The sequence below is a fragment of the Nitratireductor aquimarinus genome (assembly GCF_017255295.1).
Lineage (GTDB): Bacteria > Pseudomonadota > Alphaproteobacteria > Rhizobiales > Rhizobiaceae > Nitratireductor > Nitratireductor aquimarinus.
In genome coordinates this window covers 70312-94751 of sequence record NZ_JAFKDE010000005.1, presented here as the reverse complement: position 1 = coordinate 94751, position 24440 = coordinate 70312, and the positions used below count along the sequence as shown (strand labels likewise).

Below are 24440 nucleotides of genomic sequence, written 5' to 3'. Positions count from 1 at the left end.
GCCGCGCTATTCCACCGAACTGCGCGACATGACGCTGTTCCATGAGCTTCTGAACAAGAAGGGCCGGATGCGCTGGGTGAGGGGGAGCCGGCGGATATGGTCGTGCGCCTTCAGGAGCACACCGTGCACCGGCTTCGCGAAGACCCGCACGCGACCTTTGAAGGTTAGCGGCCACGGTTGGCGAGACGCATGCCGAGGGGCGTGCGATGGTAGAAATCAGTTTTCGGAGAGGAAGGGCGCGCCTGCTGCTGGCGCTGGCGCTCGCCCCTCATCCTCACCTTCTCCCCGCTTGCGGGGAGAAGGGGCTTCGATGCCGGTGATTTTCCTGCACCGATGTTTTGAGCGTGAGAAGCCTCAGCCGATCTTCTGGCCGGTCTTCGCCCAGTCGGCGAGGAAGGCTTCGAGGCCCTTGTCGGTGAGCGGGTGCTTGACCAGCGCCTTGAGAACGGACGGCGGCACGGTTGCCACGTCGGAGCCGATCAGGGCGGCCTGCTTCACGTGGTTCACGGTGCGGATCGATGCAGCGAGGATCTCGGTGTTGAAGCCGTAATTATCGTAGATCGTGCGGATCTCGGCGATCAGGTCCATGCCATCGATGCCCATGTCGTCGAGACGACCGATGAAGGGCGAGATGAAGGTTGCGCCGGCCTTGGCGGCGAGCAGCGCCTGGTTTGCCGAGAAGCAGAGCGTGACATTGACGAGGCGGCCCGAAGAGGTGATCGCCTTACAGGCCTTGAGGCCGTCCATGGTGAGCGGCACCTTGATGCAGATATTGTCTGCGATCTTGGAGAGGATTTCGGCCTCTTTCATCATGCCTTCGAAATCCGTCGCGGTGACTTCGGCGGAAACCGGACCATCGACGATGCCGCAGATTTCCTTGGTCACTTCCATGATGTCGCGGCCCGACTTCATGATCAGCGACGGGTTGGTGGTGACGCCGTCGAGCAGACCCGTTTCGCTCAACTCACGGATTTCGTTTACGTCGGCGGTGTCGACGAAGAACTTCATGGCAAACTCCTTAAGGCAGTCGGAAGGCCGGGATTGAGAGGATGCGACGACATCCTCCACATGTTCGGTCTTTGCTCTAATGCAAGAACAGGGCAAGGTCACGCCCGATGACAAAAGATTCGCCAATGAGCACCGTCGTGCCGGTCATGGTGCCGATGCCCGCCGAGCGGCCTTACTCCTATGCGGTGCCGGAAGACATGCGCGTGGAGCCGGGCTCCATCGTGCGCGTGCCGCTGGGGCCGCGCGAGGTGGCCGGCATCGTGTGGGATGGGCCGGGCGAGGCGGTGGCCGCCAAGAGGCTGAGGGCCATCAGCGCGGTTTTCGACTGCCCGCCGATCTCCGAAGAGATGCGCCGTTTCGTCGACTGGGTGGCAAGCTACACGCTTTCGCCGCCCGGCATGGTGGCGCGCATGCTGTTGCGCGCGCCGGCGGCGTTTGACCCCGAGCCGCCGACCGAGGGGCTGCGGCTCGTCGACGGGATGGGGCCTGACCGGCTGACGGCGGCGCGCGAACGCGTGATGGAAATGGCCGGCGACGGCCAGGCCTGGACGCGGGCCGGGCTTGCCCATGCGGCAGGCGTTTCCTCCAGCGTGATTGAAGGCTTGCGTTCGCAGGGCGTGTTCGAGACGGTTTCGATCCCGCCGCGCCCGCTGGTGGCTGCACCCGACCCGACCTTCGGGCGCGCGACCCTGACCGATGGCCAGGCGGAAGCCGCCGCGCGCCTGCGGGAAAAGGCCGGGACCGACGCTTTCAGCGTGACGCTGATCGACGGTGTGACGGGCTCGGGTAAGACGGAAGTCTATTTCGAGGCGGTGGCGGCGGCGCTGGAGCGCGGCAAGCAGGTGCTGATCCTCATTCCCGAGATCGCGCTTACGCAGGCCTTTCTGGAGCGCTTCCACAACCGATTCGGCGCAAAGCCTGCCGAATGGCACTCCGACCTTGCGCCAAAGAAACGCGAGCGTGTCTGGCGGCAGGTGGCCGAAGGGCAGCTGCGGGTGGTGGCGGGGGCGCGTTCGGCGCTTTTCCTGCCGTTTCGCGAGCTCGGCCTGATCGTGATCGATGAAGAGCACGACCCGGCCTACAAGCAGGAAGACCGGGTCTTCTACAATGCGCGCGACATGGGCGTGGTGCGCGGCCATATCGGCGGGTTTCCCGTGGTGCTGGCCTCGGCAACGCCATCGCTGGAAAGCCGGGTCAACGCCAATCAGGGGCGTTATGAGCGCATCGTCCTGTCGTCGCGCTTTGCAGATGCGGCCCTGCCGGACCTCGCCACGGTGGACATGCGCAAGGCCGCGCCCGAGCGTGGCGGCTTTCTCTCGCCGGTTCTCATCGAGGAGATGAAGAAGACGCTGGCGCGCGGCGAGCAGTCCCTGCTGTTTTTGAACCGGCGCGGTTATGCGCCGCTGACGCTTTGCCGGGTGTGCGGCCATCGCTTCCAGTGCCCCGACTGTTCGAGCTGGCTGGTGGAGCACCGTTTTCGCGGGCAGCTCGTCTGCCATCACTGCGGCTATAACGAACCGCGCCCGGAAGCCTGTCCGGAATGCGGAACGCTCGATCATCTGGTTGCCTGCGGGCCGGGCGTGGAGCGCATCACCGAAGAGGTTGACCGGCTTTTCCCGGACGCGCGCACCATCATGCTGTCGTCAGACATGATGGGCGGCGTGAAGCGGCTGCGGCTGGAACTGGAGGCCATCGAGAAGGGCGAGGCGGACATCATCATCGGCACGCAGCTCGTGGCCAAGGGACACAACTTCCCCGGCATGACGCTGGTGGGCGTGGTGGATGCGGATCTGGGGCTTGCCAATGGCGATCCGCGTGCGGCCGAGCGCACATTCCAGCTTCTGGCGCAGGTGACCGGCCGCGCCGGGCGCACGGGGCGAAAGAGCCTTGGCCTTCTCCAGACCTATCAGCCGGAACACCCGGTGATGCGGGCCATCGTGACGGGGGATGCGGAGGCGTTTTACGACCGCGAGACCGCCGAGCGCGAGCGCGCGGGCCTGCCGCCTTTCGGGCGTCTGGCCGCCATCATCGTGAGTGCGGCAACGCGCATGGAGGCCGAAGGCCACGCGCGCGGCCTGCGCCGCGCAGCGCCACAGGCCCCGGAAATCGATGTGCTGGGACCGGCCGAAGCGCCGCTTGCCGTGGTGGCGGGGCGGCATCGGTTCCGGCTTCTTGTGCATGGCGCGCGCCGCTCGGACATTCAGGGTTTTCTGCGCGACCTTTTGAAGGCCGGCCCGAAGCCGCGCGGCTCCGTGCGTGTGCAGGTGGACATCGATCCGCAGAGTTTCCTGTGAAGTGTGGCATCGCTGCTATGCCGCTGTGACCGCAATACGGTTTAAGAGGGCCGAAAGCGCGACGCGGGCATGTTTGCCTGCAACACAACCAAGGAGGTTCTGATGGCGTTGTCCTTTCCCTGGCCGGTAACCCAGGGCGAATGGCTGGCATGGTCTGCAGCGGCGGTGACGATTCTCATCGGCCTGTTCGTGATGTTCATGCCGCGGCTGGCGCTGAAGCTTTTCAGGCTGCAGCCGGCGGCGGAACGCACCGAGATGCTTGTGGTGCCGCGCGCCATCATTGGCGGTTTCTATATCGGCTTCGGACTGGCGGCGATGATGCTGGCGCAGCCCTTCATCTATCTGGCGCTTGGTGCGGCCTGGACCGTGTCGGTCTTCGGCTGCGTGATCTCGATGCTGTCGGATGGAGCGAAGGCTCTCTACAGCTGGGTGTTTCTTGTTCTGTCGCTCGTTCTGGCGGTGCTTCCGCTGGCATTTGTCATGGGATTCGTGGCCTGACGGAATAAAAATGCGTCGAAACTGCGACAAAGCAACCGTTATGGCGGGGTCTATGCGTGTTGCGACTCTCGGAAGCCTGTGCTAGACGGCAATCGGCTTTCAGCAGGAAGGCATGTCCTATGTCTTTTTGCGAGGGGAAAAATTCAATCAGGTCAGAGATTTAGCCCGAGCAGGTAGCTCCAGCATAAAATCTTGTGGCCTTCTAGGCGTGAGAGAAGACCATCCCGTGGCACAATCTGGCTCCATGATTTCCGGAATGGCAGGGCGCTACGCTGGTTCGCTTTTTGAACTGGCGAAGGAAGCCAAGGCGATTTCCACAGTCGAGGCTGACCTCGACCGCTTCGAGAAACTTCTTGAAGGCAGCGACGACCTGCAGCGTCTCGTCGAGAGCCCCGTGTTCTCGGCTGACGACCAGCTGAAGGCGATCAGCGCCGTTCTCGACAAGGCCGGGATTTCGGGCCTGGTCGGCAATTTCCTGCGTGTCGTTGCGCAGAACCGGCGTTTGTTCGCCGTTCCGCAGATGATCCGCGCATTCCGCCATATCGCCGCAGAAGATCGCGGTGAGACGACGGCGGACGTGGTTGCGGCGCACGCGCTCAACGCGACGCAGGAGAAGGAACTGAAGGCCGCCCTCAAGGCAGTGGCTGGCAAGGACGTTTCGATCAACGTTTCCGTTGATCCCTCCATTCTCGGCGGGCTGGTGGTCAAGATGGGCTCGCGCCAGATCGACACATCGCTCAAAACCAAACTTAATTCGCTCAAGCTTGCACTGAAAGAGGTCGGCTGATGGACATCCGTGCGGCGGAAATTTCCGCAATTCTGAAGGATCAGATAAAGAACTTCGGCAAGGAAGCCGAAGTTTCAGAAGTTGGCCAGGTGCTCTCCGTGGGCGACGGCATTGCCCGCGTCTATGGTCTGGACAATGTCCAGGCCGGTGAGATGGTGGAGTTCCCAGGCGGCATCCGCGGCATGGCGCTCAACCTGGAAGTCGACAATGTCGGCGTCGTTATCTTCGGTAGCGACCGTGACATTAAAGAAGGCGACACGGTGAAGCGCACGGGCGCCATCGTGGACGTTCCGGTCGGTCCGGAGCTGCTCGGCCGCGTTGTTGACGCGCTTGGCAACCCGATCGACGGCAAGGGCCCGATCAAGACAAAAGCGCGCGCCCGCGTTGACGTGAAGGCGCCGGGCATCATTCCCCGCAAGTCGGTTCACGAGCCGATGTCGACCGGTCTGAAGTCCGTTGACGCCCTGATCCCGATTGGCCGCGGCCAGCGCGAGCTGATCATTGGCGACCGCCAGACCGGCAAGACCGCCATCGTTCTCGACACCTTCCTCAACCAGAAGCCGCTCAACGACGGTGACGACGAGAGCCAGAAGCTCTACTGCGTCTATGTTGCCGTTGGCCAGAAGCGCTCCACGGTTGCTCAGCTGGTGAAGGTTCTGGAAGAGCGCGGCGCGCTCGAATACTCGATCATCGTCGCCGCCACCGCTTCCGACGCCGCTCCGATGCAGTTCCTGGCTCCGTTCGCCGGCTGCGCCATGGGCGAGTACTTCCGCGACAACGGCAAGCACGCCGTGATCGCCTATGACGATCTGTCCAAGCAGGCCGTTGCTTACCGTCAGATGTCGCTCCTGCTGCGCCGCCCGCCGGGCCGTGAAGCTTACCCGGGCGACGTTTTCTACCTGCACTCCCGCCTGCTCGAGCGCGCGGCGAAGATGAACGACGAGCAGGGCTCCGGCTCGCTCACGGCTCTGCCGGTCATCGAGACGCAGGCGAACGACGTGTCGGCCTACATTCCGACCAACGTGATCTCGATCACCGACGGTCAGATCTTCCTCGAGACCAACCTGTTCTTCCAGGGCATCCGCCCGGCTGTGAACGTCGGTCTGTCGGTGTCGCGCGTCGGCTCCGCAGCCCAGATCAAGGCGATGAAGCAGGTTGCCGGCTCCATTAAGGGTGAGCTCGCCCAGTACCGTGAAATGGCTGCGTTCGCGCAGTTCGGTTCTGACCTCGACGCCTCGACCCAGCGCCTGCTCAACCGCGGTGCACGCCTGACCGAACTCCTGAAGCAGCCGCAGTTCTCGCCGCTGAAGACGGAAGAGCAGGTTGCCGTGATCTTTGCCGGTGTGAATGGCTACCTCGACAAGCTTCCGCTTGCCGATGTCACCCGTTTCGAGCAGGGCCTGCTTTCGCACATGCGTGCGGACGGCAAGGACGTGCTTGATGCGATCCGCAAGGAAAAGGCGCTTTCCGACGATCTGCGTGAGAAGCTCAAGGCACAGATCGACGCATTCGCCAAGAACTTCGCCTGAGGCTAAGCGAGCATGGCTTCCCTTAAGGAACTTCGCAACCGAATCGCCTCGGTCAAGGCGACGCAGAAAATCACCAAGGCGATGCAGATGGTCGCCGCGGCGAAACTGAAGCGCGCCCAGGAGGCGGCCGAGGCTGCGCGGCCCTATGCGGAACGCATGGGGGCCGTGCTCACCAACATCGCCGGCGCCGTGTCGGGCAACGACGCGCCGCCGCTGATGGCAGGTACCGGCAAGGACGAAACGCATCTTCTGGTGGTCTGCACCGCCGAGCGTGGTCTTTGCGGTGGCTTTAACAGCCAGATCGCCAAGAAGGCGCGCGAGCATATCCGCGCGCTGCTTGGCGAAGGCAAGACGGTGAAAGTGCTGTGCGTCGGCAAGAAGGGCTATGATGTCCTGCGTCGCGATCATGGCGATCTGATCATGGACCGCGTGGATCTCCGCGAGGTCAAGAAGATCGGTTTCGACAACGCGAACGACGTCGCCCGTCAGGTCATCGGCCTGTTCGAAAAGGGCGAGTTCGACGTCTGCACGCTGTTCTATTCCGAGTTCGTATCGGTGATGTCGCAGGTGCCGACCGCACTGCAGATCATCCCGGCTGCCGTTCCCGCCGGGGACGAGGGCCAGGGTTCTGACGCAGTCTACGAGTACGAGCCTGACGCGCCCGCCATTCTTGCCGATCTGATCCCGCGCAATATCGCGGTTCAGATCTTCCGCGCGCTCCTGGAGAACGCGGCCGGCGAGATGGGTGCCAAGATGACCGCCATGGACAGCGCGACGCGCAACGCAGGCGAGATGATCGACAAGCTTTCGATCACCTACAACCGCCAGCGCCAGGCGCAGATCACCAAGGAACTCATCGAAATCATTTCGGGCGCGGAAGCGCTCTAACGGACCGAAGAGGTTAAACGAAAATGGCCAAAGCAGCGACCCCGAAGACGGCGTCCGCGACCGCCGCCAAGAAGGCGGCCCCGGCGCGCAAGGCGGCTTCCACCCGCTCGGCATCGTCCAGCGCAGCAACGAAAGCAACCGGCTCGGCCGGCACGATCCGCCAGGTTATCGGCGCCGTCGTCGACGTGCAGTTCGAAGATCACCTGCCGGCGATCCTGAACGCAATTGAGACCGAGAACAACGGCACGCGCCTCGTGCTTGAGGTGGCTCAGCATCTCGGCGAGAACACGGTTCGCTGCATCGCCATGGACTCCACCGAGGGTCTGGTGCGCGGCATGGAAGTCCGTGACACGGGCAGCCCGATCTCGGTGCCGGTTGGCGACGCAACGCTCGGCCGCATCATGAACGTGGTTGGCGAAGACATCGACGAAGCCGGCCCGGTCAAGGGCGACGGCGTTCGCGCAATTCACCAGCCGGCTCCGGAATATGTGGATCAGTCCACGGAAGCCGAGATCCTGGTCACGGGCATCAAGGTCGTTGACCTGCTCGCACCGTACGCGAAGGGCGGCAAGATCGGCCTGTTCGGCGGCGCCGGTGTTGGCAAGACCGTTCTCATTCAGGAACTGATCAACAACGTCGCAAAGGCGCACGGCGGTTACTCCGTGTTCGCAGGCGTTGGCGAGCGTACCCGTGAGGGCAACGATCTCTACCACGAGATGATCGAGTCCGGCGTGAACCAGGACCCGGCAAAGAACAACGGCTCCACCGAAGGCTCCAAGTGCGCCCTCGTGTTCGGCCAGATGAACGAGCCGCCCGGTGCACGCGCCCGTGTTGCTCTGACCGGTCTGACGGTTGCCGAGCATTTCCGCGACCAGGGCCAGGACGTTCTGTTCTTCGTGGACAACATCTTCCGCTTCACGCAGGCGGGCTCCGAGGTGTCGGCTCTTCTCGGCCGTATTCCTTCGGCTGTGGGTTACCAGCCGACGCTGGCGACCGACATGGGCGCCCTGCAGGAACGCATCACCACGACCACCAAGGGCTCGATTACCTCGGTGCAGGCCATTTACGTGCCCGCCGATGACTTGACCGACCCGGCGCCGGCAGCTTCGTTCGCCCACCTGGACGCAACGACCGTGTTGAACCGCGCCATTTCGGAAAAGGGTATCTACCCGGCCGTGGATCCGCTGGACTCCACCTCGCGCATGCTTGACCCGATGATCGTCGGTGAGGAGCACTACCGCGTGGCCCGTCAGGTCCAGGAGATCCTCCAGCGCTACAAGTCGCTTCAGGACATCATCGCCATTCTCGGCATGGACGAGCTTTCCGAAGAGGACAAGCTCACGGTTGCCCGCGCCCGTAAGATCGAGCGCTTCCTGTCGCAGCCCTTCCACGTGGCCGAGGTCTTCACCGGCGCGCCGGGTCTGTTCGTGGACCTGGAAGACACGATCCGCTCGTTCAAGGGTCTGTGTGACGGTGAGTACGATCACCTGCCGGAAGCTGCCTTCTACATGGTTGGCACCATCGAGCAGGCCGTCGAGAAGGCCCAGAAGCTGGCCGCCGAAGCGGCCTGATCAAGGCAATGACCGGGAGGTCCGTTCGGGCCTCCCGCCTTCATGCCAAACCGGTAGGACACGATGGCTCAATCCTTCAAATTCGATCTGGTCTCGCCCGAGCGGCTCCTGGTTTCCCAGGACGTCGAATCGGTTGTCATTCCCGGCACTGAGGGCGAACTGACCGTGATGGCCACACATGCGCCGACAATGACCAGCATCAAGCCGGGCGTCGTTGCAGTGACGGCTGGCGGCAAGACCGAACGCTATGTGGTGTTTGGCGGCTTTGCCGACATTCTGCCCGATGGCTGCACGGTTCTCGCCGAATCGGCTGTGCATGTGGATGACATCAACCGCGAAGATATCGCGCGCCGCATTCAGGAGGCCCGCGAGGATCTGGAAGATGCGGGGGATCACGAGGCGCGTCTGCGTGCCGAAGACTTCCTGCATCAGCTGACGACCCTTGAGGGTGCCATTCTGCCTGCCTGATCGGCAGGCGTATATGGTGCGAAAACAGCCGGGCCAATGCCCGGCTTTTTTGTTAGCCTGCTTTCTATTGTGAAAGGCAGGGGTATACTTCATGGCATTGCGCAGGGTGGCGCGGTTTCTTTGCTGGCTCATGGTCGTTGTGGCTGCGAGCCCGGGCGTGGCGGAGGAACTTGATCCGAAAACGGCCACGCTTGGCCGGCAATTTACCGACATCTTCCAGAAAGGGTCCGCTGAAGAGGTCTGGCAGCACATGTCGGAGCGAATGCAGTCGGCGCTTGGCGATCTCTATCATCTGAAAGGGTTTCAGGCGTCCATCAACAGCGCCTATGGCCCCGAAGTGTCGGTTCATGAAGAGCTGACGGAAGAGAAAGACGGACTGCGGACCTACCGCCGCCGTGCCGGGCACGAGAACGGTTCGGATCTCATCTGGCAATGGAGCTTCGGTCAGGATGACGGGATCGAGGGCTTTTACGTGCGGCGTGTGCCCGTGGAGGCGGATTCCGCCTATCTCGACTATCAGACACAGGCTGCGCTGCGTCTGCCCTTCGCCGGCTACTGGAAGGTCTTCTGGGGTGGGCGCTCGGTGGAAGAAAACTACCATGCCGCAGATGCGGGCCAGCGCTTTGCCTATGACTTCGTAATCCAGCGCGCGGGCAAAACCCACACGGGGGATGGTACGGCGCTCACGGACTATTACTGCTGGGACGAGCCCATTCTGGCACCGGCAGAGGGCACGGTCGTTGCCCGTGTTGACGGGCTGCCGGACCAGCCTCTGGGCGAGATGGATGCAGACCGGCCGGCGGGCAACCATGTGGTGCTCGACCTGGGCAATGAAGAGTTCATCTTCCTTGCGCATCTGCGCAACGGCTCGGTTGCCGTGAGCGGTGGGCAGCATGTCGATGAGGGGCAGGAGATTGGCCGCTGCGGCAACAGCGGGAACTCGTCAGAGCCCCACCTTCACGTGCATATGCAGACGACACCGGAATTGGGTGCGGGAAAGGGTTTGCCGGCGCAGTTTCAGAACTATCGCGCCAATGGAGCATTGAAGCTGCGCGGCGAACCGGTCCGCGGGCAGACCGTGATCGCCGTTGAAGATATCCTGAAATAGCCGGCGAAAGTGCCGGGACGCCTCAGGGTGCGAGGTGGCGGAAGGCGGAGACGACGCTCTCATAGACCCTGCGCTTGAAGGGAACGATCAGACCGGGCAGATCGGTCATCGGCTTCCATTCCCACATGTCGAACTCGGCTTCATGTCCGCCGGGCGGCGGGTTGATCGCGATCTCCGAATCGGGGCCTTCAAAGCGGAAGGCAAACCACTTCTGCTTCTGCCCGCGATACTTTCCCTTGAGGGCAATGCCAAGGAGATGTTCGGGCAGTTCGTAGGTGATCCAGTCGGGCGTCTCGGCGAGAAGCGAAACGGACTTCATGCCGGTCTCTTCATAGAGTTCGCGATAGGCCGCCTCGCGAGGCTCTTCGCCTTTGTCGACGCCGCCCTGGGGCATCTGCCAGAGCTGCGTTGCGCCGGATAACTCGTCCGTGTCGGGCTGAACGATGCGGCGGCCCGCCCAGGCAAGGCCCCTGTCGTTGAGCACCATGATGCCCACGCAGGGGCGATAGGGCAGATCGGCTGCGTTCTTTGTCTTCTCGGCCATGCGGACGATTTCCGTTTCTATCGTGGTTGAGGATCGGCGGCGACGGCCGAGACGGGAACGAGCTCGATTCCGCGTCCGGTGACTTCATTGGACCATGACGCTACGGCGTCGATGGTCTCGTCGAATGCAGAGCCTGTGCCGATGGCGTAGCCTCTGGCGCGTGCGATGCGCTCGAGTTCATCAAGTTTCTTGAGGATTTCGGCGCGCTCGGGGCGACGGTTCTTGCCGGTCGGATCGATGAGCGCGTCGGACGCGGCAAAAGGCACGCCCTCCTGAAGGGCGAGATCCTGTGCGACGCTGCGCGCGGATGTGCCATCATCGATATACATCAGACCGCGCTGGCCAAGCTCCGCCATGACATCGCCCATGGCTTCGTCATCGGCCGTGAAGCGTCCGCCCATATAGTTCATCACGCCCGTATAGTTGGTGAGGCGGGAAAGCGCCCAGCGCATGCGCGACATGTTCTGGCCGGGGGATGCATCAAGCGTGAGCGTGTTGCGGCCCGGGTTCTGCGTCGGATAACCGAAGGGCTCCATGGGCACCTGCAGAATGACCTCATGGCCTTCCTTGCGGGCCTGCTGCATCCAGCGTGACAGGCTGTTGCCCGCCGGTGCGAACGCCAGGGTGATCTCCGGGCGGAGCGTCTCGATGGCGTATTCCGTGGTTGTCTGCGAAAGGCCCAGCCCGCCGATGATGATGGCGATGCGCGCGCCCCGCGTGCCCGACCAGGAGCGGGCATAAACATCGAAGGGCCGCCGGCCGCCGGCATCGCGCACGGGCAGGGGGCCTGTCTCGGACTCCTCGATCAGCGCCCGGTCGGGCAGATGCGCCAGACGCGGATGCTGGCCCATGGCCGAAGGATCGCGAATGATGATGACGCCGTTTTCGGACGGGTCTTCCGGCTGGAGACGGGTGATCGACGCATCGGGCGCGCCGGATGCGGGCGTGGCCGTTGCTGTGTCAGACCCGGAGGACCGCGCGACGGTCTCTTCCACGGGTGACGTGACGGCGACAGGAGAAGGGCTGCGGAAGGGGCGGTCTCGCAATGCGACAGCCGTGGACGTGCCGAGAACCGCAATGGCGGCGAGAGCGGTGACGATACGGCCGGTGGTGAAGGCGCCCTGGCGCTTAGGCTTGTCTGGGCGCTTGTTCGGGCGCTTGTCGTGGCCCAGCGGGCGATCGATGTCTTTTTTCCCGGAAGTCATACCCACCCGTCACGATGGCCGAGGCCAGAAACCAGACCGGTCCTCGTCTTCTAAGAAGGCGGACGCGGCGTCAAAATTCTGTCTTTCCAAACGTAGGGCGGCCGGAAGGCAGCCATGCGCGAAATTCGTGTTACTGGCGGTCTGTGTCGCCAGAATGTCACCGCCGGTTTGCGAGAAACCGGCGGTGACAAAAGATGTTTAGAGCATCGGACCGAAAAGTGGAATCCGGTTTCCCCTTTTCCAGGGATGGCTCTAGCGGTTCATGACCGCCTTGTCGGGATTTGGCGGGAAAGCGGGATCGGTTTTCTCGCCGCGCAGCAGTTCCAGGGCTGCCTTGAGCTGCATGTCGTCCTTAGGCTCCGGCGGCACATAGGCGATGGAGCCGGAACCCTCGTCGCTTTCTTCCTCACCCTTGATGTGACCGCGCAGGTCGGACTCGCCCCGGCGCAGATCCCGGCCCTGTAATTCCTCGGGCAGGGGCTGATCGACCTTGATGTCGGGCGTGATGCCCTTGCCCTGGATCGATTCGCCGGACGGCGTGTAGTAGAGCGCGGTGGTGAGGCGCAGAGCGCCGTTCTCGCCGAGCGGGATGATCGTCTGGACCGAGCCCTTGCCGAAGGACTGGGTACCCAGAACCGTCGCACGGCGGTGGTCCTGCAGCGCGCCGGCAACGATTTCCGAAGCACTGGCCGAGCCGCCATTGATGAGCACGATGACCGGTTTGCCATTCAGAACATCGCCGGGCCGCGAATCGAAGCGGGCAATCTCATTGGCCTCGCGGCCGCGGGTGGAGACGATCTCGCCGCGATCCAGGAAGGCGTCGGAGACGCTGACTGCCTGATCAAGCAGGCCGCCCGGATTGAGGCGCAGGTCGAGCACATAGCCCTTGAGCTGATCGTCCGGCACTTCTTCGCTGATCGTGTCGATGGCGGTCATCAGGTCATCGAAGGTCTTCTCCGTGAAGGAGGTGATCTTCAGATAGCCGACATCCTCTTCGACGCGGTACTTGACCGCCTTCACCTTGATGATGTCGCGCACGATGGTGAGATCGATGGGCTTGTCCGCACCTTCGCGAATGATGGTGAGTTCGATGGGCGTGTTGACCGCGCCGCGCATCTTGTCGACGGCGTCGTTGAGCGACATGCCGCGCACTTCCTCGCCATCGATGGCGGAGATCAGGTCACCGGCCAGAACGCCGGCGCGTGCGGCGGGCGTGTCGTCGATGGGCGCAACCACCTTGACCAGCTCGCTGTCCATGGTGACTTCGATGCCGAGGCCGCCGAACTCGCCCTTGGTCTGCACGCGCATGTCCTTGGCGGCGTCCGCGTCGAGATAGGACGAATGCGGGTCGAGCGAGGTGAGCATGCCGTTGATGGCGCTCTCCACCAGCTTCTTGTCATCCGGCGGGGTCACATACTGGGCGCGCACACGCTCGAAGATGTCGCCGAAGATCGCGAGCTGCCGGTAGGTCTCGGAACCGGCGGCGTTCGCAGAGAAGCCACTCGTACCGTGAAGGAGCGAGACCGCAGATGCGCCCATCAGGGCGCCGGCAAACAATAGCGACAAGTTACGTTTCATTTCCTGTCCTTCCAGAGTGTCCCGGAGCCCACCAGGGTTTAGGATTGATCGGTTTTCCGTTCTTCCTGAACTCCACATACAGCTCCGGTGTGACGTTCTCAGTCCCCGGTCCTGCGATGCTTGCCAGGCGAGCATCCCCCATCATGCCGATTGGTTCGCCCGCCAAAACGGATTGCCCCAGCGTCACGCTTACCTTCTCTAAGCCGGCAAGCACGATATGATAACCGTCGCCGGCGTTGAGTATCAATAGCTGACCATAGGAACGGAACGGTCCCGCGTACAGAACCGTCGCCCCCGCAGGCGCGGTAACGATTGCGCCCGATTGTGTTCTTAGAATGTCGCCCTGAAGGCGCGCCCCGGTGTCGTCATCTTCACCGAATCGCGCTCCGAACTGGCCGGACACGGGCAGGGCCACGCCGCCCGTGCGCTTGGCAAAGGATGCGCCGGCACTTAGCCGGTGTTCCGGCGAAGTCGGCTGATTAAGGCGCCTTGCGCGCTCTGCCTCGGCCTTGCGCAGCGATGCGATCTCGGTTTCCAGCGAGCCGATCAGCTCCTGCAGGCTGGTGGCGCGGGCGGCCAGCGCCTCGGCTTCGCGCTGCTCGGTGGCCATGCGGCTTTCGGCATCCTGCTGCAGGCGCTTCTTTTCATCGAGCAGAAGCGAGAGGCGTTTCTTTTCCTCGACCTGTTCGGTCACGGTTTTTTGAAGTTTGTCGCGCTCGCTTTCGATGGATGTGACGATGCGCGAGAGGTCTTTCAGGTCGCCGATGAGGATTTCCGTCTCGACCCGCAGCTCCGGCACGACCGCGCCGAGCAGAATGGCGCTGCGCACGGAGGCGAGCGCATCTTCCGGGCGCACGAGAATTGCCGGTGGCGGGTTCAGGCCCATGCGCTGGAGCGCTGCGAGAACCTCGGCCAGAACGCCGCGGCGCGATTGCAGCGATTCGCGCAGATAGCCTTCCTGATGGCGCAGTTCCGTGAGACGCAGCGAAATGGCGTCGATGTCTTCGCTGAGCTTGCGCTCGGTCTTGGCGGCCTGGATGAGGGCTGCGGTGATGGCCGCATTGTCATCCTTGATGGCGTCGATCTCGGATGCGATTTCGGCGAGGCGCTGCTCGGTCAGCGCCATCTCGCGGTTGATGTCCTGAAATTCGGTCTGCGTCTTGCCATGCTGCGTTTCCAGAACCTCTATGCCGTCCTGCGCCGCGGCGTAGGCGGTCAGGACGCAAAGGCAGGTCGCAGCGGCTGCTGCTGTCCTGATCCTGGAAAAGGGCGGGCGCGGCATGTGCGCTTTCATCATCCTTGGTCTGCTGTTTTCGCGCGGTCGGGAAATCGCATTCGGGCAGTATAGGCGTCGCTTTCTTAAGGAAGCATCAACCATACGGGAATTGCCGCACAATTTTTGGTTGTGTTTTCCCCATTGTCAATGCAGGCGGGTTGCGCCGGCCTACCTGATCGCCGTGCGTCCGTCTGAGCGCCCATCCGGGCGCACCGAATTGTTCGTGGAGCCGTTCAGTCCCGATGATAGGGATGGCCTGAAAGAATGGTGGAAACACGGTAGATCTGTTCGGCCAGCATCACCCGAACGATCTGGTGCGGCCATGTCTGCGCGCCGAACGCGATGGTCCGGTCTGCCATGCGCCGCAACTCGGGATCGTGCCCGTCCGGCCCGCCAATGACGATGGAAAGATGCCGCCGGCCTTCATCACGCAGATCCGCGATGGCCTGGCTCAGTTCCCGGGAGGTGAGGTTCTTGCCGCGTTCGTCGAGCAGGAAGAGCGCCGAGCCTTCCGGGCGCATCTGCGCGATCTTGCGGCTCTCTTCGCGCCGTCTTTCGTCGGTGGATTTGGCGCGGCTTTCAGCGATCTCGCTGACGCCGGAGAATTCAAGCCCGATGGCCGGGCCGCCCTTGGAGAAGCGGTCCAGATAACGGTCCGCCAGATCCCTCTCGGGGCCGGCTTTCATCCGGCCCACGGCGCAAATCCCAATATGCATTCCAGCCTCTCTGCCCGGTGGGCGGAGGAGCCCACAAACGCCGTCAAAAAAGACGGCGGTCAGTGAACCGTTTCATCCTCAAGACCGGGCTCAAGACCGGGCTCCAGATCGGGCGTCTGCCACATCTTTTCGATGTTGTAGAATTCCCGAACTTCCGGACGGAAGACATGAACGACGATGTCGCCCGTATCGACCAGAACCCAGTCGGCGCTTGCAAGGCCTTCGACCTTTGCATTGCCGCAGCCGGCTTCCTTCAAGGCACGGATCAGGTGATCCGCGACCGCAGCGACGTGTCGATGCGACCGTCCCGACGCGATGATCATGTGATCGGCGAGCGGGGACTTGCCCTGGATGTCGATGGAGACGATGTTTTCCGCCTTCGAGTCTTCAAGACTCGTGAGGGCTGTTTCAACGGCCTGGGAAACCAGGTTTCGGCTGGCCTCGGCCGGCGAAGGCACGGTGTCGACCTTCTTCGTGGTTGCTGTTCTCAGTGTCTTTCCTTTCCAATAAGAACAAGCTCACCGTGGACGCATGTCCTACGGTATCCAATAGATAGGCAGAGTCTCCTTACAGTTTCAAGACATCCGCCGATCACATGTTTTGCGAGCTTTGGCGGTTATTGCGCCCCTTTTGCCGCATTTCTGATTGCGGTCGAGGAGAGCGGGGAGCGCGGACCGTGGATGAATGTCCAGGCCGGCGGCTTGCTTCTGGCGAGGATCGGCGCGTCGTCCTCGTCTATGCGGGCATGGTCGAATGTCTTCGCCATGGTGGATGAGAGAAAGGCGAGCGTTGCGCCCGGACGGTCGATCACGGCGATGGGCATGGACTGCGCGATATCGCGCCAGCGCTCCCAGCGATGGAAGTCGCGCAGGCTGTCCGCCCCCATGATCCAGACGAAGTTCACGCCGTGATTGCGCGCCTGAACCAGCTTGATCGTATCCGCCGTGAAGCGGACGCGGTGGCCGGCCTCGAATGCGGTGACCTTCACGCGCGGGTCGGTGGTGCATTTCTCCGAAAGGGCGATCCGTTCGGCAAGAGGTGCGAGTTCGCGATGGCTCTTCAGCGGATTGCCGGGGGTGACGATCCACCAGAGCTGGTCGAGCCGTAACCGCCGCATGGCGATTTCCGCCACCAACGCATGACCGGCATGGGGCGGGTTGAACGAGCCGCCAAACAGGCCGACAGCCATGCCGCGTTCCACATGCGGCATGCGCAGATAGCGCGCCGGCACCGATGGCGTCGGCGTGCTGATCGTGCTGTTCTCGTCGGACTGCTGCATCGCGAAGCGGCCGCTCAGGGCCGGGTCTGGCCGGAGCCGCGAACGCGATATTTGAACGAGGTGAGCTGTTCGACACCCACCGGTCCGCGCGCATGCATCTTGCCGGTGGCAATGCCGATTTCCGCGCCCATGCCGAACTCGCCGCCATCGGCGAACTGGGTCGAGGCGTTGTGCAGCAGAATGGCGGAGTCGATCTCGTTGAAGAAGCGCTCAACGGCTGCCGCATCTTCCGCGATGATGGCCTCGGTGTGGTGCGAGGACCATGTGCCGATATGGCGGATCGCTTCATCGACCCCGTCGACCAGCTTCACCGAAATGATGGCGTCGAGATATTCCGTGCCCCAGTCCTCTTCGGTCGCGGGTGTTGCCGAAGCAAAGCGGGCGCAGACCTCTTCATCGCCGCGAATGGCGCAACCGGCTTCTTGCAGCGCGGTCAGAACGGGCGTGAGAAGGCGGTCGGCCGCAGCGCGATCCACCAGCAGCGTTTCAGCCGCGCCGCAGATGCCGGTGCGCCGCATCTTGGCGTTGACGGCGATGGAGACGGCCATGTCGGTGTCGGCCGAGCGGTCGAGGTAAAGGTGGCAGATGCCTTCCAGATGCGAGAACACGGGGACACGCGCATCGCTCTGCACGCGCTCGACGAGGCTGCGCCCGCCGCGGGGCACGATGACGTCGACATTGCCGCCGAGGCCTTTCAGCATTTCGCCAACGGCGGCGCGGTCGGTGACCGGCACGCGCTGGATGGCGTCGGCGGGCAGGCCGGCCTTCTCAAGTCCTTCGACGAGGCAGGCATGGATGGCGGCGGACGAGCGCGCGGAATCGGAACCGCCGCGCAGGATCACCGCATTGCCGGCCTTGAGGCACAGCGCGCCGGCATCGGCGGTCACGTTGGGGCGGCTTTCATAGATGACGCCGATGACGCCGAGCGGCGTGCGCACGCGCTCGATCTGGAGACCGTTGGGGCGATCCCATGCGGCGATTACGCTCCCGACCGGGTCTTTCAGTGCGGCGATGGCGCGCATGCCCTCTGCAATGGCGGCGATGCGCGCGGGATCCAGCTTCAGCCGGTCGAGGAGGGCCGGCGACAGGCATGCTTTCTCGCCGCGCGCCATGTCTTCGCGGTTGGCCTCAAGGATCGCCGCCTCATTGCGCGTGAGCGCATCGGCCATGGCTTCCAGTGCGGCGTTCTTTTGGTCTGACGTGGCGATGGACAACGGGCCGGCGGCGGCGCGGGCGCGCGCACCGAGATCGTTCATCAGCGCGGCGATGTCCGCACTGTCCTGCCTGTTTTCCATCAGCATTCAACCCTCCGCTTTTTCAATCATGTCTGGCTGGCTCTGGCGCACATGCGGCGTCGTGACCAGGTCATCGCGATGCACCATGGCGGTGCGCGCTTCGTATCCGAGCACCTCGGCAATGTCGCCGCTTTTCAGACCGGCGATTTTTACGGCATCGGCGGCATCATAGGCAACCAGTCCACGGGCGACCTCGCGCCCGTCGGGGCCGTGAATGGCAACCGTGTCGCCACGGGCGAAACTGCCCGAAACCTGTGTGACGCCAGCCGGTAGAAGCGAGTTTCCGGCAGCAAGCGCCAGAACCGCGCCGGCATCCACGCCGATTGTGCCGGCGGGCTCGAGCTGACCGGCGATCCATGTCTTGTAGGCGCGCACGGGTGTCGTGCTTGCCCTGAACAGGGTGGAGCGGGCGTCGCTGTCGATCGCGGCCAGCGGATTGAGCCGCGTGCCCGAGGCGATGATCATGGAGGTGCCAGCCGCCGTGGCGATGCGCCCGGCATCGAGCTTGGTGCGCATGCCGCCGCGCGAAAGCTCGGAAGCAGCAGCGCCCGCCATGGCCTCGATCTGCGGCGTGATGGCGTCGACCACGGGGATGAACTGCGCATCGGGATCGCTGGCCGGCGGCGCGGTGTAGAGCCCGTCCACATCGGAGAGCAGAACCAGAAGGTCAGCGCCAAGCATGGTGGCGACGCGCGCGGCCAGGCGATCATTGTCGCCATAGCGGATCTCGCTGGTGGCGACCGTGTCGTTTTCGTTGATGACGGGCACGACGCCCATCTTGAGAAGGGTGGAGACGGTGGCGCGCACATTGAGATAGCGGCGGCGCTCTTCCGTGTCGCCGAGCGTGACGAGGATCTGGCCCGATTTGAGCCCGCGCTTGCGCAGCTCCTCGTCCCATGCGCCGGCGAGCGCGATCTGTCCCACGGAAGCCGCAGCCTGGCTTTCTTCCAGCTTCAGCGTGCGCCGCTCAATGCCGAGGATGGTGCGGCCAAGCGCGATGGCGCCGGACGACACGACCAGAACCTCAACGCCATCGGCATTGAGATTGGCGATGTCATCGACAAGCGCGGAGAGCCATTCGCGCTTCAAACCCTTTTTGCGGTCCACCAGAAGGGCGGAGCCGATTTTGACCGTGATGCGACGGTGACTGTTGAGCGCGGGGCGGGTCATGGTCTGCCTATTTCTGCCAGCGCTCATCAACCGCATCGGCGTTTTCTTCTTCGGCGCGGGCGTCCTGGATGATCTTCATCAGGGCGCGCAGCACCTCCTGCACGCCTTCGCCGGTGGCGGAAGACAGGAGGAGGGGCGTCTTTCCGCAGGCCTCTGCAAGGGCGGCCTGCTTCTCGGCGCGGGCGTCTTCATCCAGAAGATCCACCTGGCTGAGCGCGACCACCTCGGTCTTGTCAGTGAGGCCGTGGCCATAGGCGGAAAGCTCGCCGCGAATGGTCTTGTAGACGGCGGCCGGGTCTTCCTCGCGTGCGGAAACGAGATGCAGCAGAACGCGGGTGCGCTCCACATGGCCGAGGAAGCGGTCGCCAATGCCGACGCCCGCATGCGCGCCCTCGATCAGGCCGGGGATGTCGGCCATGACGAATTCGCGCGCGTCGATGCGCACCACGCCGAGATTGGGGTGCAGCGTCGTGAACGGATAGTCGGCGATCTTCGGTTTGGCTGCCGTGACGGTGGCCAGGAAGGTGGACTTGCCGGCATTGGGCAGGCCGACGAGCCCGGCATCGGCGATGAGCTTGAGACGCAGCCAGATCCACGCTTCCTCACCCGGCAGGCCGGGATTGGCCCGGCGCGGCGCCTGGTTGGTGGAGGATTTGAAGTGCTGGTTGCCGAAGCCGCCATTGCCGCCGCTGGCCAGCCTGAAGCGCTGGCCGATCTCGGTCAGATCGCAGATCAGCGTTTCATTGTCTTCCTCGAAGACCTGGGTGCCGGCCGGCACTTTGAGGATGGCGTCGCCGCCCTTCGCGCCGGTGCGGTTGCGGCCCATGCCGTGCACGCCGGTCTGGGCCTTGAAATGCTGCTGGTAGCGATAGTCGATGAGCGTGTTGAGACCCTGAACGGCCTCCACCCAGACATCGCCGCCACGCCCGCCATCGCCGCCATCGGGACCGCCGAACTCGATATATTTCTCGCGTCGGAACGAAACGGAACCCGCGCCGCCATCGCCGGAGCGGATATAGACTTTGGCCTGATCGAGAAATTTCATGGTTTTGGACCGTCTTTCCGTAACGTTGCGCTGAACCGTCTACAGCATTGCGCGCCGAAGTGCGAGAGCAGACAGGGCGCGCGTGCCTGCCTGCTCTCGTCTCAATTTCTTATGCGCCCCAGCTCCTGAGGCTGACCCAGGTGCGGCGGTCGAGCTGGTAGCGCTCGACGGGCACCCGGCCGGCCACCACGGAATCCATCATGCCCTGACCGGCAAACTGGAAACCGCATTTGTGAATGACGCGGCGCGAGGCGGTGTTGGTGACGCGGCAGGAAACATTGAGCCGGTCGATATCCGTGGCGCGGAAGGCGAGGTCCACCAGGGCGTGGGCCGCTTCCGTTGCGTAGCCGCGCCCCCAGTAGGGTTCGCCGATCCAGTATCCCATCTCAAGACCGTGGGCGCGGTTTTCCAGCCCCGCGCAGCCGATGAAGGCGCCGCTTTCGGACAGGGTGATGGCATAGGTGCAGCCGCTGATCGCGCCGGCGCGGATGCTGGACAGAAAACTGTGTGCGTCGGCAACGCGATAGGGATTGGGCAGACGGCCGAGCATTTCGGCCAGATGCCGGTTGTTGGCGAGTTCCACCAGCTCGGTCACATCGTCATCGCGCGGGATGCGCAGGACGAGGCGTTCCGTGACCAGAACGGGACAATCTATGCTGACGCTGGGACTTTCACCCTCGATGTCTTCACTTTCGGCGACCATTTTTTCCTCCGGACAATAGAAAAGGGGAGATGGCGACCCATCTCCCCTTTTTGAACCTATTTCCGGAATGTCCAGACACCGGTCCCCGAGATGGGTCGCCGGTGTTTGGTGCGCGGACCGGCTATTCCGCGGCTTCCAGAATTGGGTTTACAGATACGTACGTTCGGCCGTTTGCCTTCTTGGCAAAGGACACGGAACCAGCCTCAAGCGCAAAAATCGTATGATCTTTGCCCATGCCGACATTGGTGCCGGGATGCCATTTCGTGCCGCGCTGACGGATGATGATGTTGCCGGCGCGAACCTGCTCGCCGCCGAACTTCTTCACACCAAGGCGTTTGGACTCGGAATCGCGACCGTTGCGCGACGAACCACCAGCTTTTTTGTGTGCCATTTCGCTTGCTCCTTTGCGCCCTTGAGAGCGCTCGTATTCCTATTGCGCCGTCAGGCGCCCGATTTCAACCCTGCGGCGATTATTTCGCCAGTTCTGCGGCCTGCTCGCGCCAGTCCTTGATCTGGTCGGCGCTGAACGGCATGGCCTCATCGATGCGCACCACGTCCTCGTCGGTCAGGGCGGCCACCTGAGCGTAGGTGGTGATGCCCTGCTCGGCGAGCTGGCCGGCTGCGACCGGGCCGATGCCCTTGATCTTCGTCAGATCGTCGGGCTCGCCTGCCGGAGCGGTGAAGAGCGGCGCTGCCGCTGCGGGCGCTTCCGTCTTTGCTTCGGCCTTCTTCGGCGCGGCTTCCTTCTTGGCGGCTGCCTTCTTCGACGGCTTCGCACCGCCCGTCAGGATCTCGGAGATCCGCACGGTGGTCAGAAGCTGACGATGACCGCGCTTGCGGCGCGAATTCTGGCGGCGACGCTTCTTGAACGCGATGACCTTCTTGCCGCGGCCCTGCTCGACCACTTCGGCAGCCACGCTGGCGCCTTCAACGAGCGGCGCGCCGAACGCCACGTCTTCGCCCTCGCCAACGGCGAGAACGTCTGCAAACTGAATGATCTCACCGGGCTCGCCGGCGATGAGTTCGACCTGAAGCAGGTCATTGGCGGAAACGCGGTACTGCTTGCCGCCGGTTTTAATGACTGCGAACATCTTTTTTCCTTTCGGTGTCCGGTCCGGCTTTGGTCCACGACTTTGTGGCCTGCCGTCTTTTTGTCAGTCCTGAGGGTTAAACGCCATGCGGCGCAGGGCTTTCCCACGTCGCAGGACGCGTGTCCATAACGGAAGCTTGCCACAAGGTCAAGTTGACGGGTTGAAAATGCCGCAGATTGGCCCTTGTGTCGGAGGCGATGACCGGTTATCTAGTGCGCCGCGCTGGCAACAGCAGACCAGCATCTCGCGGAGAGGTGGCTGAGTGGTTGAAAGCACCGCACTCGAAATGCGGCATACTCGCAAGGGTATCGGGGGTTCGAATCCCTCCCTCTCCGCCATAGAGCCCTAGGGACGGCTTTCCCTAGTCAGCTAACCAGCGAAACGCCCGACGCAGGAACGCTTGCCCGTCATCAGTGACCGGCGGGCCGTGGGCTATGATCACTTTTTCCGTGGGCCACGCGAGAATGCGCCGGAGAGATTCACGCGCGGCGTGTCGATCAGTCCAGGCGACTCGAAATTTTCGGGGCACCGTAGGTTCGGCGGCTGTCATGAGGTCCAGTCGGGCAACAAGCGCCCGCCAGCCCTCAAACCACCCGCGCGGGAATTGTTGGATCAGGTCTGTGAAAATGGCGGTCCCGCTCTGGCGGTGAAAGAAAACAACTTCCGTTGTGATCCGATTGCCCCACATGATCGCGTGGTCAATCTCACCTGCCCACGCCGCGATTGGGGTGTTGCCAATAGCAGCGTCGGGCCTGATATCCTTGCGCTTCTCCCGCAAGCCGGGCGGTGCATAGACAGTGGCGTCAGGATATGCCTGCTGCCAGTCACCGAGAAAAGTGTGATGGAGGGAATTGGGAGAGATCAGATAGCGCACCGTGCCCAATGCTTCGACCGCAGTGCGAAGGTCTTTGGTGGCCGCGGTTGGCGACCAAAGGAGCAGCTCGCTATTGCTCAACCTGATGACGACCATGCGCGTGGGATAGCGAAAACCGGCAGCCGCCGTGACAGTTGGGCCGTCCGCAATCCAGATATTCGGGCCGAACCCCTTTAGCATGACAGCTGCTCCGTTAGGGTTTACATGAGTATAAATTTATACAATTGTATAAATATGGCAATCCCAAAGCGAACCGATCGATCCCGAAACCTCATCCTTGATGCTGCTGACGCGGCGTTTCGGGAAAAGGGTTTCTCCAGCACCTCCGTTGAGGAGATTGCAATGCGGGCGGGCTTGACCCGCAAGACCGTCTACAACCTGTTCGCGTCAAAGGGCGATATCGCCTCGCAGCTCATAGCTCGCGTGGAGGCAAACGATGCGCCGTATCGCGATCGAATAGAGGCCGGCGACGATGTGTTACTCTTGCTCGAAAGCGTCTTTCTCGACAGCGCTCATTGGTGTTTGGCAAATCCTTCGCTTGCGAAGCTGGTCCTTGCTCCTGCTGAGCGGCCGTCCCTTGAGCCGCCTCCCGACCGACCATCATTCCAGCGGCTTGTCAGAGATATTCTGATGCTTGGCCAAAAGCAGTGTGTCATTCGCCAGGATGATGACCCCAATTTCATGGCGCTGGTTCTTCTTGGAATCTACGGGCAGTCCATGCTTTCAGTCCTCAACGGAGGGAGGTTCGCCGAGGGCGAAATCCGGCACATCATTCGTATCGTCGTTGAAGGCATCGGGGTGCGTCCATAGCGACAATGCGTCTTGTCTCGGAATCTCCAAGTCCTGCGATATCAGGCTGAATGGCGGGCGCTGAAGGTGCTTACCCGCCCGCCTAAACGCCCACCGCCCCCTCGACAAAACTCCAGAGAGCGTCCTTGCCGGCTTGGGGTTTTTCTTCCAGCAGGGTTCTGAGTGCGCGGCCTTCGATGACATCCAGAAGGAGGCGGGCGGTTTCTTTTGGGGTGTCGAAGGGGCGGAACGCGCCGCTCTTGGAGCCGCGGGCGAGCAGGTCGGCCAGGGCCGTCACAAGCGCTGCGCGATTGTCGGAGAAAAGAGCGGCGATCCGGGGCGCGCGGATGGCTTCCGACAGTATTTCCAGACCAAGCACCGCATTCTCCGGGCGTGACGCATAGGCGGCGTAGTCGCTGACGAAGCGCCTGAGCGTTGCGTGCGGATCGCGCCCTTCGGTCAAAATCGTGCAGAATGGCCGAAGCTCATCGGCTTCGAGCCGCGCGATCTCGGCCAGAACGGCCTCTTTTCCCGAAAAGTGATTGTAGAGATTGCCAAGGCTGATGCCCGCGCGGCGGGCAATGTCGCGCACGCCTGTCTGGTGATAGCCGGCTTCCAGAAAGCAGGCCAGCGCGGCCTCCACGATCTGCAGCCTGCGCGGATGTGCGGCGGGTTTTGTCTTCTCGGCCATCTTGCAGTCCCGGCTTTTGATCTCTAAATGAAC

Annotated in this window: 25 protein-coding genes and 1 tRNA gene; 10 read left to right on the top strand and 16 right to left on the bottom strand. The window is 62.9% G+C overall.

Annotated features, from left to right (window positions below):
• Nucleotides 1-354 precede the first annotated feature (354 nt).
• Nucleotides 355-1008, bottom strand: a complete 654-nt coding sequence (gene fsa / locus JYP46_RS09665; RefSeq protein ID WP_206547991.1) for a fructose-6-phosphate aldolase — start codon at nt 1006-1008, stop codon at nt 355-357.
• A 107-nt stretch (nt 1009-1115) separates the two neighbouring features.
• Here fsa and JYP46_RS09660 point away from each other — a divergent pair, with 107 nt between their 5' ends.
• The 8 genes from JYP46_RS09660 (at nt 1116) to JYP46_RS09625 (ending at nt 10151) form a co-directional block, all read left to right on the top strand.
• Nucleotides 1116-3302 carry a primosomal protein N' gene (locus JYP46_RS09660; protein WP_206547990.1) on the top strand — a complete coding sequence of 729 codons (2187 nt, stop codon included), beginning with the start codon at nt 1116-1118 and terminating at the stop codon, nt 3300-3302.
• A 102-nt stretch (nt 3303-3404) separates the two neighbouring features.
• Complete coding sequence (locus JYP46_RS09655; RefSeq protein ID WP_113156064.1) at nt 3405-3800, top strand: AGROH133_08824 family phage infection protein; 396 nt, start codon at nt 3405-3407, stop codon at nt 3798-3800.
• A 226-nt stretch (nt 3801-4026) separates the two neighbouring features.
• Nucleotides 4027-4587, top strand: a complete 561-nt coding sequence (locus JYP46_RS09650) for a F0F1 ATP synthase subunit delta (protein WP_113153433.1) — start codon at nt 4027-4029, stop codon at nt 4585-4587.
• A complete protein-coding gene (gene atpA, locus JYP46_RS09645; protein ID WP_113153432.1) occupies nt 4587-6116 on the top strand; it encodes a F0F1 ATP synthase subunit alpha in 1530 nt (509 codons plus the stop codon). Before JYP46_RS09650 ends, atpA begins: the two co-directional genes overlap by 1 nt.
• A gap of 12 nt (nt 6117-6128) precedes the next feature.
• Complete coding sequence (locus tag JYP46_RS09640) at nt 6129-7004, top strand: F0F1 ATP synthase subunit gamma (RefSeq protein ID WP_113153431.1); 876 nt, start codon at nt 6129-6131, stop codon at nt 7002-7004.
• 23 nt (nt 7005-7027) lie between these two features.
• Nucleotides 7028-8575, top strand: a complete 1548-nt coding sequence (gene atpD / locus JYP46_RS09635) for a F0F1 ATP synthase subunit beta (protein ID WP_113153430.1) — start codon at nt 7028-7030, stop codon at nt 8573-8575.
• Between the two features lie 63 nt (nt 8576-8638).
• Nucleotides 8639-9043, top strand: coding sequence for a F0F1 ATP synthase subunit epsilon (locus JYP46_RS09630; protein WP_113153429.1), 405 nt, complete (start codon nt 8639-8641; stop codon nt 9041-9043).
• A 91-nt stretch (nt 9044-9134) separates the two neighbouring features.
• Nucleotides 9135-10151 carry a M23 family metallopeptidase gene (locus JYP46_RS09625; RefSeq protein ID WP_206547989.1) on the top strand — a complete coding sequence of 339 codons (1017 nt, stop codon included), beginning with the start codon at nt 9135-9137 and terminating at the stop codon, nt 10149-10151.
• Nucleotides 10152-10173: 22 nt separating this feature from the next.
• On the opposite strand, the gene JYP46_RS09620 is transcribed toward JYP46_RS09625, so the two are convergent.
• The 13 genes from JYP46_RS09620 to rplU form a co-directional block, all read right to left on the bottom strand.
• Nucleotides 10174-10695 carry an RNA pyrophosphohydrolase gene (locus tag JYP46_RS09620; RefSeq protein WP_206547988.1) on the bottom strand — a complete coding sequence of 174 codons (522 nt, stop codon included), beginning with the start codon at nt 10693-10695 and terminating at the stop codon, nt 10174-10176.
• Nucleotides 10696-10712: 17 nt separating this feature from the next.
• A complete protein-coding gene (locus tag JYP46_RS09615; RefSeq protein ID WP_206547987.1) occupies nt 10713-11900 on the bottom strand; it encodes a divergent polysaccharide deacetylase family protein in 1188 nt (395 codons plus the stop codon).
• A gap of 252 nt (nt 11901-12152) precedes the next feature.
• The gene (locus tag JYP46_RS09610) at nt 12153-13478 is read right to left on the bottom strand and encodes a S41 family peptidase (protein WP_113153425.1); all 1326 of its coding nucleotides are present in this window, start codon (nt 13476-13478) and stop codon (nt 12153-12155) included.
• Complete coding sequence (locus JYP46_RS09605; protein WP_206545709.1) at nt 13468-14775, bottom strand: murein hydrolase activator EnvC family protein; 1308 nt, start codon at nt 14773-14775, stop codon at nt 13468-13470. The genes JYP46_RS09610 and JYP46_RS09605 overlap by 11 nt, the downstream gene beginning before the upstream one ends.
• A gap of 212 nt (nt 14776-14987) precedes the next feature.
• Nucleotides 14988-15470, bottom strand: coding sequence for a 23S rRNA (pseudouridine(1915)-N(3))-methyltransferase RlmH (gene rlmH, locus JYP46_RS09600; protein ID WP_113153423.1), 483 nt, complete (start codon nt 15468-15470; stop codon nt 14988-14990).
• Between the two features lie 59 nt (nt 15471-15529).
• Complete coding sequence (gene rsfS / locus JYP46_RS09595) at nt 15530-15928, bottom strand: ribosome silencing factor (RefSeq protein WP_206545711.1); 399 nt, start codon at nt 15926-15928, stop codon at nt 15530-15532.
• A 158-nt stretch (nt 15929-16086) separates the two neighbouring features.
• Complete coding sequence (locus tag JYP46_RS09590) at nt 16087-16680, bottom strand: nicotinate-nucleotide adenylyltransferase (RefSeq protein ID WP_206545763.1); 594 nt, start codon at nt 16678-16680, stop codon at nt 16087-16089.
• A gap of 83 nt (nt 16681-16763) precedes the next feature.
• Complete coding sequence (locus JYP46_RS09585) at nt 16764-18050, bottom strand: glutamate-5-semialdehyde dehydrogenase (protein ID WP_206547986.1); 1287 nt, start codon at nt 18048-18050, stop codon at nt 16764-16766.
• A complete protein-coding gene (gene proB, locus JYP46_RS09580) occupies nt 18051-19214 on the bottom strand; it encodes a glutamate 5-kinase (RefSeq protein ID WP_206547985.1) in 1164 nt (387 codons plus the stop codon).
• Nucleotides 19215-19221: 7 nt separating this feature from the next.
• Nucleotides 19222-20259 carry a GTPase ObgE gene (gene obgE, locus JYP46_RS09575; RefSeq protein ID WP_206545715.1) on the bottom strand — a complete coding sequence of 346 codons (1038 nt, stop codon included), beginning with the start codon at nt 20257-20259 and terminating at the stop codon, nt 19222-19224.
• 109 nt (nt 20260-20368) lie between these two features.
• Nucleotides 20369-20962: a GNAT family N-acetyltransferase gene (locus tag JYP46_RS09570; protein ID WP_206545716.1), complete on the bottom strand. Its 594-nt coding sequence runs from the start codon at nt 20960-20962 to the stop codon at nt 20369-20371.
• A gap of 121 nt (nt 20963-21083) precedes the next feature.
• Nucleotides 21084-21353, bottom strand: a complete 270-nt coding sequence (gene rpmA, locus JYP46_RS09565; protein ID WP_113153417.1) for a 50S ribosomal protein L27 — start codon at nt 21351-21353, stop codon at nt 21084-21086.
• 79 nt (nt 21354-21432) lie between these two features.
• Complete coding sequence (rplU, locus tag JYP46_RS09560) at nt 21433-22053, bottom strand: 50S ribosomal protein L21 (protein ID WP_113153416.1); 621 nt, start codon at nt 22051-22053, stop codon at nt 21433-21435.
• Between the two features lie 248 nt (nt 22054-22301).
• On the opposite strand from rplU, the gene JYP46_RS09555 reads away from it, so the two are divergent.
• A tRNA-Ser gene (locus JYP46_RS09555) sits at nt 22302-22391 on the top strand.
• 23 nt (nt 22392-22414) lie between these two features.
• Here JYP46_RS09555 and JYP46_RS09550 read toward each other — a convergent pair.
• Nucleotides 22415-23107 (bottom strand): DUF4336 domain-containing protein, encoded by a 693-nt coding sequence (locus tag JYP46_RS09550; RefSeq protein ID WP_206547984.1) that lies wholly within the window; start codon nt 23105-23107, stop codon nt 22415-22417.
• Nucleotides 23108-23131: 24 nt separating this feature from the next.
• Here JYP46_RS09550 and JYP46_RS09545 point away from each other — a divergent pair, with 24 nt between their 5' ends.
• Nucleotides 23132-23737 carry a TetR/AcrR family transcriptional regulator gene (locus tag JYP46_RS09545; protein ID WP_328850308.1) on the top strand — a complete coding sequence of 202 codons (606 nt, stop codon included), beginning with the start codon at nt 23132-23134 and terminating at the stop codon, nt 23735-23737.
• 82 nt (nt 23738-23819) lie between these two features.
• Here JYP46_RS09545 and JYP46_RS09540 read toward each other — a convergent pair whose 3' ends face one another.
• Nucleotides 23820-24407 (bottom strand): TetR/AcrR family transcriptional regulator, encoded by a 588-nt coding sequence (locus JYP46_RS09540; RefSeq protein ID WP_206547982.1) that lies wholly within the window; start codon nt 24405-24407, stop codon nt 23820-23822.
• Nucleotides 24408-24440: the final 33 nt, after the last annotated feature.